This is a genomic window from Flavobacterium fluviale, assembly GCF_003312915.1.
Lineage (GTDB): Bacteria > Bacteroidota > Bacteroidia > Flavobacteriales > Flavobacteriaceae > Flavobacterium > Flavobacterium fluviale.
On sequence record NZ_CP030261.1, the window covers coordinates 2,332,807 to 2,347,932 of the forward strand.

Sequence of the window (15,126 nt, forward strand, 5' to 3'; positions counted from 1 at the left end):
GAATATGAAACGAGTTTTTTATAACAATTCGATAAATGATTATCTTCTTTTATCTTTAATCTTAGCTTTTTTACCAGTAAGTTGTCTGAAGTAGAAAATTCTAGCTCTACGTACAGCACCTTTCTTGTTGATTTCGATTTTTTGTAAAGCTGGTAAGTTTACTGGGAAGATACGCTCAACTCCAATAGCTCCAGACATTTTACGAATAGTAAAAGTTTCTGTGTTACCAGAACCTCTTCTTTGAATTACAACTCCTTTAAAAAACTGAGTTCTAGTTTTTTCACCCTCTTTAATTTCGTAGAAAACTGTGATTGTGTCTCCAGCTCCAAATTCAGGGAAATCTTTTTTAGCAACGAATTCGTTTTGAACGAATTTTAATAAATCTGCCATGATAATTTTATTATTATAGTTTAGATAGAGTAACATTCACGGATTTCGCCAGAGGTTAGTCTAATTCGGGTGCAAAGATAAATTAAAAAAATAAAAATCCAAGAAATAAAATTCCAAATTCCAATTTTTTAATGAACTGATTATTTGGGATTTGGGATTTTTTGAGTTTGAAATTTATTCTAATAAATCCGGTCGTCTGTTTTTAGTATGTTCATACGCCATATCCTCACGCCATTTATCAATTTTTGCAAAGTGGCCGCTGGTTAAAACTTCTGGGACTTTCCATCCTTTATAATCTGCAGGTCTTGTATATATAGGTCCAGAAAGTAAATTATCTTGAAAGCTGTCTGTTAACGCTGAGGTTTCGTCGCTCAATACACCAGGAATTAATCGAATTAAAGCATCAGACAAAACCAAAGCGCCTAATTCTCCTCCAGATAAAACATAATCACCAATCGAAATTTCTTTAGTAATAAAATGATCTCTAACTCTTTGGTCCACACCTTTATAATGTCCGCATAAAATGATGATGTTTTCATACATAGACATAGTGTTGGCCATTTTTTGATTTAAAGTTTCACCATCAGGCGACATATAAATGATTTCATCATACTCACGCTGACTCTTTAAGTGGGTGATACAATCATCAATTGGCTGAATTGTCATTACCATTCCAGCACCGCCCCCAAACGGATAATCATCAACACTTTTCTGTCTGTTCGTGCTGTAGTCACGAAGATTGTGAAAATGTACTTCGACTAAACCTTTGTCAATGGCACGTTTCATAATCGAAGCCTCAAACGGACTTCTTAATAATTCTGGTAAAAGTGTAATAATGTCAATTCGCATTTTTCTGTAGTTATTCTAGGCTGCAAAGATACAAGTTAATATTTGGCAATAAAAAGAAAATTAAAATGCTTAGAAATGATTGAAGTAAAATCTATTTATTAGAAAATATTGTTTGCAACTTATTGCTTTTTAGTTTGTTAGTAATAATTATATAACACTAAAATGTAATTGTGTAATTTTTTATTTCGTAATTTTAAGTACCATTACAATACCTAATTATATATTTAAAATTTTACAAATTCCAAAAACACATCTATTATGAAAAAAATACTACTATTTACCGCAATAATGCTTTTACAGATTTCATGTTCAAGTTCGAAAAACGCAATGAACAATTCTGTTGGGGAAACCAAAGCAAAATTGATAAAAACTTGGGGAACTCCTGTTCGAACATTGGCTGACAATCAAGATGGACAAATTCTTGTTTATGCGGATCAAGTTTTTATGAATGAAGATAATCCTGACGGATCAAGAATTGCTGGTCAAAATTATTGGACTTACAATTATATATATGTAAATAAAGAAGGTAAAGTTACTTCAACAAGACAAGAAAAACAGAATTATCCTCCTCAAGCTCTTGACTCACAAAAAATGGAAGGGATGAAATTGTTAACTTCGAAGTAATTCTATCCTCTAATTGAAGTGTTTTAACGGTTTATCCAATTGTTAAAATATTTTTATTTGATTTAAATTGTAGCTGTTTTTTGAATATATTTAGCAAAAAGTATATGAAAAAAATAGCTATTATTATTTTTGTATTATTATGTTCCTGTAATAAGGAAAAATTAAAGGAGACTCCGAAAGAAATACGAAAAGAGATTCCTGAAACAGCATTATATTTTACGCAGATTAAAAGTAATGATGTCAAATTAGGAAAGCCGGGTTATGGCGATTGGCTGTCTTCTCACAAAGAAAAAGGTCAGACTTTTGAGCAATACTTTTTTTCTAAACATATTATTCCCACCAAGAAAGAAAATATTATTTATATACGCCCAATTGGAAATTTTAATTCCTTACAAAAGAAACAAATTGAATTGTTAAATGAATATTTAGCAATTTTCTTTCAATTAAAAACAAAAACTCTAAAATCCATTTCTAATGATGTAGTGCCAAATTCTGCAAGAAGAATGATGTTTGGGCACGAACAATTATTGGCTGGTTATCTTTTAGATGATGTATTAAAGAAAGAAAAGCCTGTAAATAGAATTGCGTTAATGGGACTTTCAGAACTTGATCTATATCCTAAACCAGAATGGAACTATGTTTTTGGTTTGGCTTCTTACCGCGACAAAGTTGGTGTGAGTTCAATTTACAGACTGCAGGATGGAGAACTGACTTCTGAAAACTTTAATCTTTGTCTGTCTCGATTACTCAAAATAAGTTCTCATGAAATAGGTCATATGTTTGGATTACATCATTGTATCAATGCCGATTGTGTAATGAATGGATCTAACAGCATGAGCGAAACAGACAAACATTCTATACGATTATGTTCTGTCTGCCAGCAAAAATTAAGCTCTTGTATAAAATACGATGACAGAAAGCGGCTGACAGATTTAGAGAATTATTTTAAACGAAATAATCTCACTCCTCAATTTCTTGCAATGAAAAAGGATACTGAGGCTGTTTCAACAAAAAAGAATATCTAATTGTTCTGATTTATGATCACTAGAAGAAATTTTATAATTAATACGAGTCTGGCTGCAACAGCAGTTTTGGCTTCGCCGTCATTTGCATTTTCTATGAATAAAAAAGAAATAGGTTTACAGTTATATACACTTCGTGAGGAGCTTCCGAAAGATGTAAAGGCAACTTTAGAAAAAGTAGCGAAAACAGGATTTACAACTGTCGAAACGTATGGTTTTTCGATTAAAGATCAGTTTTGGGGATTAACGCCTAAAGAATTGAAAAAGATTTTAGATGATAACGGGCTGAAAGCAGTAAGCGGCCATTATAATTTAGGGAGCTTTTTATATGATGGAAATACCGAAGAACTAATAGCTTCAATAGAAGCAGCAAAAACTCTAAAAACTGAATTTTTAACCATTCCGTGGGTCGATGAGCCTTTTAGAAGAAATATAGTAGATTATAAAAAGATCGCTGTTCGAGTGAATGAAGCGGCTATAATGTGCAAAAAAGAAGGTTTAAAATTGGCTTATCATAACCATGATTTTGAATTTCAAAAACATGACGGTATAACAGGTTTTGAAATTTTATTAAATGAAACCGATAAAAATTTAGTTTATTTTGAATTAGATTTATACTGGGTCATTCATTCTGGAAATGATCCTCTAAAATTATTTAAAGAAAATCCGGGACGTTTTAAAATGTGGCACGTAAAAGACAAGGATAAAAATAATAATGATCTAAATACCGAAGTTGGTAACGGCACTATAGATTTTAAGCCCTTGTTTGCAGCAGCAAAACAATCTGGAATGATTCATTTTTTTGTGGAACAAGAAAATAATTTTGCAGTTAATTCTTTCGATTCTATTAAGAAAAGCTGTGATTTCATTTCCCAAAAAATGCTTTAAAACAACTCGTTAAAATGCTTATTTTTGTAAAAAATCAATTTTAAAGTTATGCAGAACATAGGAACAAGCAAAGAATTTATAAAAGGAGATGATATTGAATGGGAAGTAGTTGGTGAAGGAATCAAACGGAAAATCCTAGCTTATGATGACAGAGTAATGCTCGTAAATGTGCATTTTGAAACTGGAGGAATTGGTGCTTTGCATGATCATTACCATACTCAAGTCACTTATGTGGCAAGCGGTAAATTTGATGTTACAATAAATGGTGTAACAGAAACTTTAAAAGAAGGCGATAGTTTTTATATTCCGCCTCATGCAGTACATGGAGTGGTTTGCTTGGAAAGCGGTATGCTGACAGACGTTTTTGGTCCAGCTCGAGAAGATTTTTTAAAGTTGTAACTCTTTTAAAATTAAGTTATTAGTGATCTGTAAATTCTGGTCTAATCTTAAATTTAAAAATTTTATAACTTTTTTAAAGTTTTGATTAAGATTAGATCGGTATTTTTGCAGCATGAATTTATCTAAAACAAATGTACTTTTTATGGCAGTTTGCACTGGTCTTATAGTTGCAAATCTTTACTACTGCCAGCCTTTGATTGTTTTAATTGCCAACGAATTTAAAATTCCAGAAGCCAGCGCCGGAACTATAACATACTTAACTCAGGCCGGTTATGCTATTGGATTGTTTTTTATGGTTCCTCTTGGAGATAAAATAGAAAGAAAAAGGCAGATTTTAATGACCACTTTTGCATCTGTAATTGCATTATTGATTGCAGCAACGGCAAAAAGTTTTCTGATTTTACAAATTGCTTCACTGCTAATCGGAATCACATCTATTGTACCGCAGCTTATTCTGCCTTTAGCAGCTTCTTTGAGCGCTCCTGAACAACGCGGAAAAGTTGTCGGAACGATTATGAGTGGTCTTTTGGTTGGAATCTTGCTTTCGCGTACTTTAAGCGGTTTTATTGGTGAAGTTCTAGGTTGGAGATCAATGTTTTATATCGCAGCAGGAATTTGTCTTTTGATCTTTTTTGTAATTCAAAATAAATTTCCAGTTAATAAACCACAGTTTCAAGGAACTTACGGTCAATTAATTAAATCCTTATTTACACTTATAAAAACACAGCCGGTTTTACGTGAAGCAACTGCAATTAATGTTTTCAGTTTTGCGCAGTTTGGAGCTTTCTGGACCACAATGGTTTTGCTGCTTTCTGGAGAACCGTTTGGTTTTAATAGTGCCACAATTGGATTATTCGGAATTGTAGGTGCATCTGGAGCATTGGCGGCGCCTTTGGTTGGTAAACTTGGGGATAAAGGGAATTCAAGAATTGCCGTTGGTTATGGATGTTTACTGATCTTAATAAGCTTTTTGGTTTTCTATTTTTCAATAGAAAGTGTAATCGGAATTGCGATTGGAATTGTATTTATTGATATCGGAATCCAAGGTGTTCATATTTCAAACCAAACAAGAGTTTATTCACTTATGCCAGAAGCTAGAAATAGATTAAATACCGTATTTATGTCTTTCAGTTTCTTAGGAACTGCCGCTGGATCGGCATACGGATTACTGTTATGGAAATTAGGAGGATGGCATGCAGTAGCTAGTGGCTGTATGGTTTTATCTTTAGTTTCATTAGCTATTTATGGACTGACTTATAAATCGACCCCGAAACGTCGGGACTAAAAAAGCAAAAGCACAAATTGATTAAAAAATTAATTTGTAAATTTGCGTTTAAATTAAAAATAACAAGATGGAAAACGGAATATACGCTAAATTCAACACTAGCAAAGGTTCGATTTTAGTAAAACTAACACACGATTTAACGCCTGGAACTGTAGGGAACTTTGTAGCTCTTGCAGAAGGTAATATGGAAAATAAAGTTAAACCTCAAGGACAAAAATTCTACGACGGATTAACATTCCACAGAGTAATTGCTGATTTCATGATTCAAGGTGGATGCCCAAAAGGAACTGGAACTGGAGATCCGGGTTATAAATTTGATGATGAATTTCACCCAACTTTAAAACACGATCGCCCAGGAGTTTTATCTATGGCAAACTCTGGACCTGGAAGCAATGGTTCTCAATTTTTTATCACTCACGTTCCAACTCCTTGGTTAGACGGAAAACACAGTGTTTTTGGTTATGTGGTTGAAGGACAAGATATCGTTGATGCTGTAGCTCAAGGTGATAATCTGGATTCTGTAGAAATCATCAGAGTTGGTGAAGAAGCTCAAAAATGGAATGCTATCGAAGCTTTTATTGGTTTAAAAGGTGCTCGTCTAAAACGCGAAGCAGCTTTAAAAGCAGAATCTGAAGCAAAAATGGAACAATTGGCTGCTGGTTTTGATAAAACAGAAAGCGGTTTACGTTACAAAATGATTCAAAAAGGTGATGGTAAGAGAGCTGAAGCTGGAAAAACAGTTTCTGTTCACTACGAAGGATCTTTAGAAAACGGAAAAGTTTTTGATTCATCTTATCCGCGTAAAAAACCAATTGAATTTAAATTAGGAGTTGGACAAGTTATTGAAGGATGGGACGAAGGTATTGCTTTATTGCAAGTTGGAGACAAAGCTCGTTTTGTAATTCCATCTGATTTAGGATACGGACCATCTGGTGCAGGAGGCGTTATCCCGCCAAATGCAACTTTGATTTTCGACGTTGAATTAATGGACGTAAAATAAGAATGTAAAAGCAATTTAGTATTGTTTTAAATAGTAATCCCATATACCGCGGTATATGGGATTTTTTTATATTTACTTTAAAAACAAAGACGATGAAAAATATTTTAATCCTTGCTGGATTTGCATTATTTGTAGTTTCTTGCGGAACTCAAAAAACAACCACTGTTGCAGCCACTACAACTGCTGAACCTGAAAAAAAAGTAACATTAACTCCTGAATTGGAAGCTGGTAAAAATTTGTATGATAACAATTGTGCAAAGTGCCACAAATTATACGACCCTAAGAAATTTACTAAGGAAGAATGGGCGCCAATTTTGGTAAGAATGGGGAAAAAAGCCAAATTAGATGAAGTGCAATTAGCATCAGTAACGAATTACGTTCACTCACAATTGTAACATTATATTTTGATAAAGCATAAAAAAACTGTTCAATAATTTGAACAGTTTTTTTATTTTCAAATAGATATAAAAAAACACCTTCACGTAATGAGGTGTTTAAAAAGTTAAGAATGATGCACAGCCGAATTATCTACAGCAATTACTTTTAAAGTTTTTATACCTGCCGGTAATTCCCAATCTACTTCATCATTTTCTTTAAAACCAATAATAGCAACACTTAAAGGAGCTAGAATTGAGATCTTAGATTGCTTTACATCTGCAGCAGAAGGTAAAACGATTTGAATTTTCATTTGTTTATTGGCTTTTACATCTTCTATCGTTACAAAAGAATTGATTCTGATAACTGAACCGTCAAGTTCGCTTTCTTTGCTTATTACAGCACGATCTAATTCTTGCGAAAGCTGATTAGCTTCTTTGGTATTTGTTGAATTTTTACTTTTTAAAATCAATTCTCTTAAAAATTGATAATCTGATTTACAGAAAGTGGGTGTTGGTTTCATATCTATATTGAATTTATTGTTATAATAATCGAATTATTTTTCTTCTTTTTTGAAACGAATTATTTAAGTTTTTTAAAAGAAAGGATTTAAATTTTATTCTGAAAAACAAAAAGTTATCTGAACAAAATTGATTTTGTCAAATAAATAAATGTTTAAGCTTGATGTAAATCCTCCGTCAGAAAGAAGAAAACTGAAATAGACGGAGGCCTAATAAATAAAGGCCTTGTTATGCGAAATAATTACAGCAGGAAGTGGTTCTCCAGAAAAGGAAAACAACTTGGCAGATGCTGTAAATGGTATTCTATTTCCCATAAGGATGATTAAATTGATCTGCAAAGATAGGCAATCTTTTTGAATTTAGTGAGGTTTTACTTCCATTTAATACCGCACCCAATACTTGGTTTTTGTGGTTCTTTTAAACTTCTGTTGTAAATTAAGGCATCTATTGCGCCTCTAAGGTCGCTCCCGCTGAGTGAAATTCCGTTGCCAGGTCTAGAATCGTCAAGCTGTCCGCGGTAAAATAATTTGTCTTGGTTGTCAAATAAATAGAAGTCAGGAGTGCAGGCAGCACTGTAAGCTTTAGCGGTTTCTTGAGTCTCATCATAAAGATATGGAAAGTCAATTTTATTTTCCATAGCAAAAGCCGTCATTAATTCTGGAGAATCCTCAGGGTATTTAATAATATCATTGCTGGAAATAGCGATTACTCCGATACCCTGCACACGGTAATCATTTGCAATCATTACAACTTCTGGAATAGAGTAAAGCACATATGGACAATGGTTGCAGATAAACATAACCAAAGTTCCTTTAGACCCTTTTAGGTCTTCAAATGAAAAAGTCTCGTTTGAATTGGTGTCTTTTAGATAAAAATCAGGTGCAATAGTTCCTAAAGGAAGCATTGCTGATGAAGTTTGTGCCATTTTTTGCAGATTAGAATTTCAAAAATAGCTTTAAAATTCTGTAAATAAAAGAGCACAAGAATAAAAAAATATCCAAAGAAGCAGTTAGCTGTATCAGCTTGCTTCTTTGGATGCTTTTTTATATTTTTTTATGAATTTAAAAACTGAAGTAAATCTTCATTTAATTTTTCTTTTTCCGTGTAAAATAGACCGTGAGGAGCGCCTTCGTATTCGATAAAAGTATTATTAGCAATTCCTTCTGCTGCTTTTCTTGAAGTAAGGTCTATTGGAACAATCTTGTCATCATTTCCATGAATGATCAAAGTTGGAACCTTTACAAAATCAAGTTCATCTCTAAAATCGGTAAACGAAAAAGATTCAGCACATTTTAATGTAGCACGAGGAGATGCAAGCGAACATAACGTTCTATAATATTCTAACAATGGTGTACTGATTGGTTTGTTGATGATATTGATTCCAAAGAATGTTTTCCCGAAGTTGTCTACAAAACCAATACGATCTTCCTTAATTGCTGCTGCAGTAGTTTCACTTTTTTCTTTCGGATGCCCATCTGGATTATCGTGAGTTTTCAATAGGAATGGTATGATAGACGAAATTAAGGCAGCTTTAATAACTCCTTTTCCGCCATGACGGCTGAAATAACGCACCACCTCGCCGCCACCCATTGAGAAGCCAACAAGTGTTACATTTTCTAATTCTAACTGTTCAATAATTTCCTTAAGATCATCTGTTAAAGTATCATAATCATAACCATCCCAAGGCTGAGACGATTTACCAAATCCGCGTCGGTCATATGCAATAACGCGATAATTATTTTGTACTAAATGATCGATTTGATATTCCCACATTTCATTTGAAAGAGGCCACCCATGAATAAGAATCACTGGTTTTCCCTGACCATAATCTTTTACATAGAGTCTGACATTTTGTGCTGTTTCTATATATTTATCTGTATGAACCTGTTTTAAATTAGATTCAAAATCTTTAATTGACATGCATGCATTTGGTTCAGTATGTTCCATGTTATATATTTTTTACGTGATTGTAATAATTTTCTTTACGTAAAATTAGCGGGGAAGCAAAAGAAATAGGTTATAGAATTAGGTAGATTAATTACAAAATTAATAGGTTTGTAATGCTAAATAAATATTATGGATTTAACTTGGAACGAATTTGAACGCACCGATATGCGCGTAGGAACTATTATAGAAGTAAATGATTTTCCCGAAGCAAGAAAACCTGCTTTTCAATTAACAATCGACTTTGGTCCAGAAATTGGAATTAGAAAATCATCTGCACAAATTACCAAAAGATATCAGAAAGAAGATTTAATAAACCGTCAGATTGTTGCGGTTGTAAATTTTCCGAAAAAGCAAATCGGAAAATTTATGAGCGAATGCCTAGTTCTTGGTGCAGTAGGCGAGGAGGGAGATGTAATTTTATTAGCACCCGATTTTAAAATACCGAATGGATTGCGCATCGGGTAGTTTTCAGTCTCAGTCACAGTTTTCAGTTTCGTAACTGTGACTAAAAACTGTGACTGAGACTAATTATTACCTCGTTTTTTTAATTAATTGCTGTAAAATCAGCTGTCCTTCTTCCCAATATTTTAAATCAGAATCAGAATTGATGTGTCCTTGCTGACCGACGTTTACGAAATCGCTTCCCCATTTTTCGGCGAAGTATTTTTTTCTTTCAAAAGAAGCGTAAGGATCATTTTCGCTGGCCACAACTACAGAGGGAAAAGGCAGTTTGTAGAGCGGAATTGGCGAAAAGTTTCTTATACATTCTGGTGTATGTTGAGGTGAATCTACGTCTGCAGGAGCGACTAAAAAAGCACCAATTATATTTTGGTTGTTGTATTGTTCTGCCCAATGCAAAACCAGTGAAACCGCTAAACTGTGAGCAACTAATATTGTAGGTTTATCAAGTTTTAAGATGTTCTCGTTTAATCTCGCAATCCATTCTTCTCGAATCGGTTCGTCCCAATTGTCTTGTACAACACGAATTGAGTTTGCGAATTTTTCGTGCCAAAAGGTCTGCCAGTGTTTTTCTCCAGAATCGCCAAGACCTGGAATAATTAATAGTTGTGTCTCCATTGCCGTGGATTTATTTAGTGATTATTTTTTAGTTTCTTTTATAATACGGTTTACTTCATTAACTAAAAGCGGAAAACCAGGTTCAGTCATTCCGTGATTATAACCGTCAAGTTCGTAAAGTTTTGTTTGTTTGTGTCCAGCCAGTTTCATCATTCTTGCCATATAAGCATTCTCTTCATAGCGTCCCAGCATTTCAAGTTCGCGATCTCCAGTAATTAGCAGCATTGGCGGAGCATCGGCACGAACGTGGTATAAAGGTGCAAAAGCGTCAATAGTTGGCTGTTTTTCGGGAATTCCATTTTCTCTTCTAATTTCAAAATGAGTAATACATTGTCCGCTGAACGGAATAAGTCCGGCGATTTTATCAGCATCTATATTTTCTTTTTGAAGCCATTTTTTTTCCAGACCAATCATCATTCCTAAGTAACCTCCGGCTGAATGTCCCGAAACGAAAATCTGGGATTTGTCACCGCCGTAATTTGAAATATTATTAAAAGTCCAAGCAACCGCCGCTGCCGCATCTTCAATAGCTTTTGCTGCTTTTACTTTTGGCGATAATCTGTAATTTACACCAATAATAGCAAAACCTTTATTTTTTAGAGCTTCTGGAATTTCTTTGTTTCCGCCTGTCAATCCACCGCCGTGAAACCATACGATAGTGGCAAATCCAGTTTTATTCTTTGGGTAATAAATATCTAGAACACATCTTTCATTAATATATTTATCAGATTTGTTTGTGGCAGCATTATAATATTGAATGTTACTTTTGGTTTCGTATTCTAGATTCTGCGCAGACAATGAAATTCCGTATAGAAAGAAACTTAGAAGGATAATTAATTTTTTCATTTTTAGTTTGTTAGAAGTTTTAGGTAAGATATTAAATGTGAAAAAGAAACATCTTGAAATTCGTTTGTTTCGTTTCACATTTTACAAATCACATTTCACAATAAAATAAATATATAAAAAAAGTCCAAAATGCAGAACAAATTGGACTCGTACTTTATAAAAAAGTTTATTTTGAATTAAATATCGTCAAAATCAATATCTGTAAAGCTAGATCTTTGGCTTTCAGATTTTTCAGAACTGTATTCTTTCTTAAAATCTTTTTGGTGTCTTTCAGAAATTACTTCTTCGCCTTTGTGGTTCAAAACATAAGATGTCATTTCTTCTAGTATTTCGGCAAAAGCACTAAAATCTTCTTTGTATAAATAGATTTTGTGTTTCTTGAAATGAAATGAACCATCTTCCTCAGTAAATTTTTTGCTTTCGGTAATAGTGATATAGTAATCATCAGCTTTGGTAGCTCTCACATCAAAGAAATAAGTTCTTCTTCCTGCTCGTAATACTTTAGAAAAAATCTCTTCTTTTTCTAACATGTCATTTTCTCTCATAATACGTTCTATCATTTTTGGAATTAATAGTACTCAAAAATCATAAAAAATTATCTATTACGCAACAATTAAAGTAATTCTTTTTCCGAAAGTTGTTTTAAATATAACGATGCGTAATATCCTTCCTGATTTATTAATTGATTATGAGAACCTTGTTGAATGATGCGGCCATCTTCTAGTATAATAATTTTGTCTGCATTCTTTGCAGATGATACACGATGGCTTACAATTATGGTTGTTTTATCTTTAGAAATTTCAAACAAATTATTCAAAATCATTTCTTCTGTTTCGGTATCAACGGCAGACAAACAATCGTCGAAAAGTAAAATAGCAGGGTTCTTAATTATCGCTCTTGCAATCGAAACACGCTGTTTTTGTCCGCCCGAAAGCGTAATTCCTCTTTCTCCTAAAATAGTGTCATACTGTTTGTTAAATGCAATAATATTATCATGAACAACAGCATTTTTAGCAGCTTGGAATACTTCTTCGTCAGTAGCATTTTGATTTCCGAATTTGATATTATTTTTAATAGTATCCGAAAACAGAAAAGCATCCTGAGGCACAATTCCGATATTATTTCTTAAATCATTTAAATTTAAAGTGCTGATTTCGTTTGCATCAATCCTAAGTTCACCTTCTGTTACATCATACAATCTTGAAATTAAGGAAAGAATGGTCGATTTTCCAGAACCTGTTTTTCCTAAAATGGCCAGCGTTTCTCCTTTTTTTACTGTAAATGAAACATTTTTTAAGGCTTCAATATTCGTGTCTTGATAAGTGAAAGAAACATTGTCGAAAGTTATTGTTCCTTGAATATCTGAAGAATTTTCATTGTTGTTTTTTATTTCGGGTTCGATTTTCAAAAATTCATTTAGACGTTTTTGAGAAGCTTCTGCTTCCTGCACCATTGACGAAACCCATCCTAAAGAAGCAACAGGCCAAGTCAGCATATTTACATATAAAATAAATTCTGCAATAGTTCCAATATTCGGAATGGTTCCGTTGATGTACATTACGCCTCCAAAATAGATTACAACCAAATTACTGATTCCGATTAGGGCGATCATTAAGGGACCAAATAAAGACTGCACTCTGGCTAAGCTTAAACTTTTGCGTTTGCTTTCTTCGGCAAGGTCTACCATATTATTTTGATGCTGATTTTCTAGAGAATAAGCTTTGATGACACGAATTCCAGAAAATATTTCCTGAGTAAAACTCGAAACTTTTGATAAGTATTGCTGAAAAGTAGTGCTTCGCTTATTGATTTCTGAACTTAATTTAAAAATACAATACGAAAGTATAGGAAGCGGTAATATAGTATATAAGGTAAGAAGCGGCGAAACATTATACATATATAGTATAACAATCGCGAAACGAATAAATGTATTAATAGTATACATAACTGCAGGTCCGACATACATACGAACTTTAGAAACGTCTTCGCTTATTCGGTTCATTAAATCTCCTGTTCTGTTTTGCTTGTAAAAAGTCTGAGAAAGATTTTCGTATTGTCTAAAAACTTCATTTTTTAAATCAAACTCAATATGACGCGACATAACGATTAAAGTCTGGCGCATTAAAAAAGTTAAAAATCCAGCTACGATCGTAGTGGCTATGATTAGCAATACGTTATGAATCAGATCTTGTCTGAAAGCTGCAATTACGACTTCTGATTTTTGGTCAGTCGGAGATAATTTATCAAAATTCTCAATAGCGTTTAAAGACTTACTGATTAATTTTGGAGTAAATAATGAAAATATTTGTGCGATTATGGTTATTAAAATGCCCAGCGAAAAACTGTATTTATACTTAATGAAATATTTGTTTAAATAGCTTAATTCTTTCATTTTTTTAAGAAATATGATATAGAATTGATTTTAAATTGTGAATTATTACTAATTAAAATTATAATAAATTGCAATTTAATCAAAACAATTATATTGTAAAATTGTTATTTTATAGATAAAAAATTAGCACATGTGTATTTTTTAATTATGTTTGAGAAGTCTTTTTGACAAATTCATAATTTTAACCTAATTAATACTAGCGCTATGGATGCAACTTTCGCAACTGGAAAGGAACTTCAAAAAATGGATCCTGTTTTTGGTCAATTATCTTTTGACGATCACGAACAAATTGTATTTTGCAATGACAAAGATACAGGTTTAAAAGCAATTATTGGTATTCATAATTCGGTTATGGGTCCAGCTTTGGGAGGAACTAGAATGTGGAATTATAACACAGAATGGGAAGCTTTAAATGATGTTTTACGTCTTTCAAGAGGTATGACTTTTAAATCTGCCATTACTGGACTTAATATTGGTGGAGGTAAAGCTGTTATTATTGGCGATGCTAAAACTCAAAAAACACCTGAATTAATGCGTAAGTTTGGTGAATTCGTTCATTCATTAAGCGGAAGATATATTACTGCAGAAGATGTCGGAATGGAAACAAAAGACATGGATACTGTAAGAGATGTAACACCTTATGTGACTGGTATTTCTGAAGAAAGAGGCGGGTCTGGAAATCCTTCTCCTGTAACTGCTTACGGAGTTTATTTAGGAATGAAAGCTGCTGCTAAAAGTCAGTTTGGAACTGATGTTTTAGATGGTAAAAAAGTTTTGGTTCAAGGAATTGGACACGTGGGTGAAACTTTGGTGGAGTATTTGACTAAAGAAGGAGCGCAGGTAACTATTACTGATATCAACGAAGAAAAATTATACCAAGTTGCTTCAAAATATAATGCAACAATTTATACCGGCGAAGATTTATATACAGCAGATGTTGATATCTACGCGCCGTGTGCAATGGGAGCAACAATTAATGATAATACAGTAAACAAAATTAAAGCTAAAGTTATTGCTGGTGCTGCCAACAATCAATTAGCAGACGAAAATGTTCACGGTGCGAGATTGCAGGAAAGAGGTATTTTATATGCTCCAGATTTCTTAATCAACGCGGGTGGAATTATCAATGTTTACGCTGAATTAGCAAATTACGGCAAAGCTGAAATTATGAGTAAAACTGAAAATATCTATAATACTACTTTAGAAATTATAGATTTTGCAGCTCAAAATAATATGACGACTCATAAAGCGGCTCTTACAATTGCTCAAAACCGTATTGATCAAAGAAGAATCGAGAACGCTGCGAAGTAATTTTTTATAGTTTACAGTCTCAGTCTCAGTTTTCAGTTTTTTCTGGAAGCTGGGATTTTTTTTAGTTTTCAGTCGCAGTTTACAGTTTTTTTTGAGGACTTCATTAGTTAGCTGAATACTGAATACTTAATACTGAATACTGCGACTGAGACTGAGACTGAATACTGCGACCGAGACTGAATACCGCGATTAAAACTAAA

The 15,126-nt window shown here is 33.2% G+C and carries 18 protein-coding genes; 9 read left to right on the forward strand and 9 right to left on the reverse strand.

Going from position 1 to position 15,126, the window contains the following annotated elements; all coding sequences use genetic code 11:
* Positions 1-39 precede the first annotated feature (39 nt).
* Positions 40-390 (reverse strand): 50S ribosomal protein L19, encoded by a 351-nt coding sequence (rplS, locus tag HYN86_RS10230; RefSeq protein WP_057119870.1) that lies wholly within the window; start codon positions 388-390, stop codon positions 40-42.
* 174 nt (positions 391-564) lie between these two features.
* Entirely contained in the window at positions 565-1,239 is a 675-nt protein-coding gene (trmD, locus tag HYN86_RS10235; protein ID WP_113677933.1) for a tRNA (guanosine(37)-N1)-methyltransferase TrmD, read from the reverse strand.
* Positions 1,240-1,497: 258 nt separating this feature from the next.
* Here trmD and HYN86_RS10240 point away from each other — a divergent pair, with 258 nt between their 5' ends.
* The 7 genes from HYN86_RS10240 to HYN86_RS10270 all read left to right on the forward strand — a co-directional run bounded on the left by HYN86_RS10240 (position 1,498) and on the right by HYN86_RS10270 (position 6,852).
* Positions 1,498-1,863: a hypothetical protein gene (locus HYN86_RS10240; protein WP_113677934.1), complete on the forward strand. Its 366-nt coding sequence runs from the start codon at positions 1,498-1,500 to the stop codon at positions 1,861-1,863.
* Between the two features lie 104 nt (positions 1,864-1,967).
* Positions 1,968-2,888: a Zn-dependent protease gene (locus tag HYN86_RS10245; RefSeq protein WP_113677935.1), complete on the forward strand. Its 921-nt coding sequence runs from the start codon at positions 1,968-1,970 to the stop codon at positions 2,886-2,888.
* A gap of 12 nt (positions 2,889-2,900) precedes the next feature.
* Positions 2,901-3,773 carry a sugar phosphate isomerase/epimerase family protein gene (locus tag HYN86_RS10250; protein WP_113677936.1) on the forward strand — a complete coding sequence of 291 codons (873 nt, stop codon included), beginning with the start codon at positions 2,901-2,903 and terminating at the stop codon, positions 3,771-3,773.
* A gap of 48 nt (positions 3,774-3,821) precedes the next feature.
* Positions 3,822-4,172, forward strand: coding sequence for a cupin domain-containing protein (locus HYN86_RS10255; RefSeq protein WP_113677937.1), 351 nt, complete (start codon positions 3,822-3,824; stop codon positions 4,170-4,172).
* Positions 4,173-4,284: 112 nt separating this feature from the next.
* Positions 4,285-5,457: an MFS transporter gene (locus HYN86_RS10260; RefSeq protein WP_113677938.1), complete on the forward strand. Its 1,173-nt coding sequence runs from the start codon at positions 4,285-4,287 to the stop codon at positions 5,455-5,457.
* Between the two features lie 67 nt (positions 5,458-5,524).
* Entirely contained in the window at positions 5,525-6,457 is a 933-nt protein-coding gene (locus HYN86_RS10265) for a peptidylprolyl isomerase (RefSeq protein WP_113677939.1), read from the forward strand.
* A 92-nt stretch (positions 6,458-6,549) separates the two neighbouring features.
* The gene (locus HYN86_RS10270) at positions 6,550-6,852 is read left to right on the forward strand and encodes a c-type cytochrome (RefSeq protein ID WP_113677940.1); all 303 of its coding nucleotides are present in this window, start codon (positions 6,550-6,552) and stop codon (positions 6,850-6,852) included.
* A gap of 107 nt (positions 6,853-6,959) precedes the next feature.
* On the opposite strand, the gene HYN86_RS10275 is transcribed toward HYN86_RS10270, so the two are convergent.
* The 3 genes from HYN86_RS10275 to HYN86_RS10285 all read right to left on the reverse strand — a co-directional run bounded on the left by HYN86_RS10275 (position 6,960) and on the right by HYN86_RS10285 (position 9,300).
* The gene (locus HYN86_RS10275) at positions 6,960-7,355 is read right to left on the reverse strand and encodes a GreA/GreB family elongation factor (RefSeq protein WP_113677941.1); all 396 of its coding nucleotides are present in this window, start codon (positions 7,353-7,355) and stop codon (positions 6,960-6,962) included.
* Positions 7,356-7,723: 368 nt separating this feature from the next.
* On the reverse strand, positions 7,724-8,278 hold the full coding sequence (locus HYN86_RS10280) for a thioredoxin family protein (RefSeq protein ID WP_113677942.1): 555 nt from the start codon (positions 8,276-8,278) through the stop codon (positions 7,724-7,726).
* A gap of 128 nt (positions 8,279-8,406) precedes the next feature.
* On the reverse strand, positions 8,407-9,300 hold the full coding sequence (locus HYN86_RS10285; RefSeq protein WP_113677943.1) for an alpha/beta fold hydrolase: 894 nt from the start codon (positions 9,298-9,300) through the stop codon (positions 8,407-8,409).
* 129 nt (positions 9,301-9,429) lie between these two features.
* Here HYN86_RS10285 and HYN86_RS10290 point away from each other — a divergent pair, with 129 nt between their 5' ends.
* Positions 9,430-9,765, forward strand: coding sequence for a tRNA-binding protein (locus HYN86_RS10290; RefSeq protein ID WP_113677944.1), 336 nt, complete (start codon positions 9,430-9,432; stop codon positions 9,763-9,765).
* Positions 9,766-9,831: 66 nt separating this feature from the next.
* On the opposite strand, the gene HYN86_RS10295 is transcribed toward HYN86_RS10290, so the two are convergent.
* The 4 genes from HYN86_RS10295 to HYN86_RS10310 all read right to left on the reverse strand — a co-directional run bounded on the left by HYN86_RS10295 (position 9,832) and on the right by HYN86_RS10310 (position 13,615).
* Complete coding sequence (locus HYN86_RS10295; protein WP_113677945.1) at positions 9,832-10,377, reverse strand: RBBP9/YdeN family alpha/beta hydrolase; 546 nt, start codon at positions 10,375-10,377, stop codon at positions 9,832-9,834.
* 21 nt (positions 10,378-10,398) lie between these two features.
* A complete protein-coding gene (locus HYN86_RS10300) occupies positions 10,399-11,223 on the reverse strand; it encodes an alpha/beta hydrolase (RefSeq protein WP_113677946.1) in 825 nt (274 codons plus the stop codon).
* 176 nt (positions 11,224-11,399) lie between these two features.
* The gene (locus HYN86_RS10305) at positions 11,400-11,768 is read right to left on the reverse strand and encodes a PUR family DNA/RNA-binding protein (RefSeq protein ID WP_057119174.1); all 369 of its coding nucleotides are present in this window, start codon (positions 11,766-11,768) and stop codon (positions 11,400-11,402) included.
* A gap of 68 nt (positions 11,769-11,836) precedes the next feature.
* Entirely contained in the window at positions 11,837-13,615 is a 1,779-nt protein-coding gene (locus HYN86_RS10310; protein ID WP_113677947.1) for an ABC transporter ATP-binding protein, read from the reverse strand.
* Between the two features lie 204 nt (positions 13,616-13,819).
* Between HYN86_RS10310 and HYN86_RS10315 the strand changes: the two genes are divergently transcribed.
* A complete protein-coding gene (locus HYN86_RS10315) occupies positions 13,820-14,926 on the forward strand; it encodes a Glu/Leu/Phe/Val family dehydrogenase (RefSeq protein WP_057119169.1) in 1,107 nt (368 codons plus the stop codon).
* Positions 14,927-15,126: the final 200 nt, after the last annotated feature.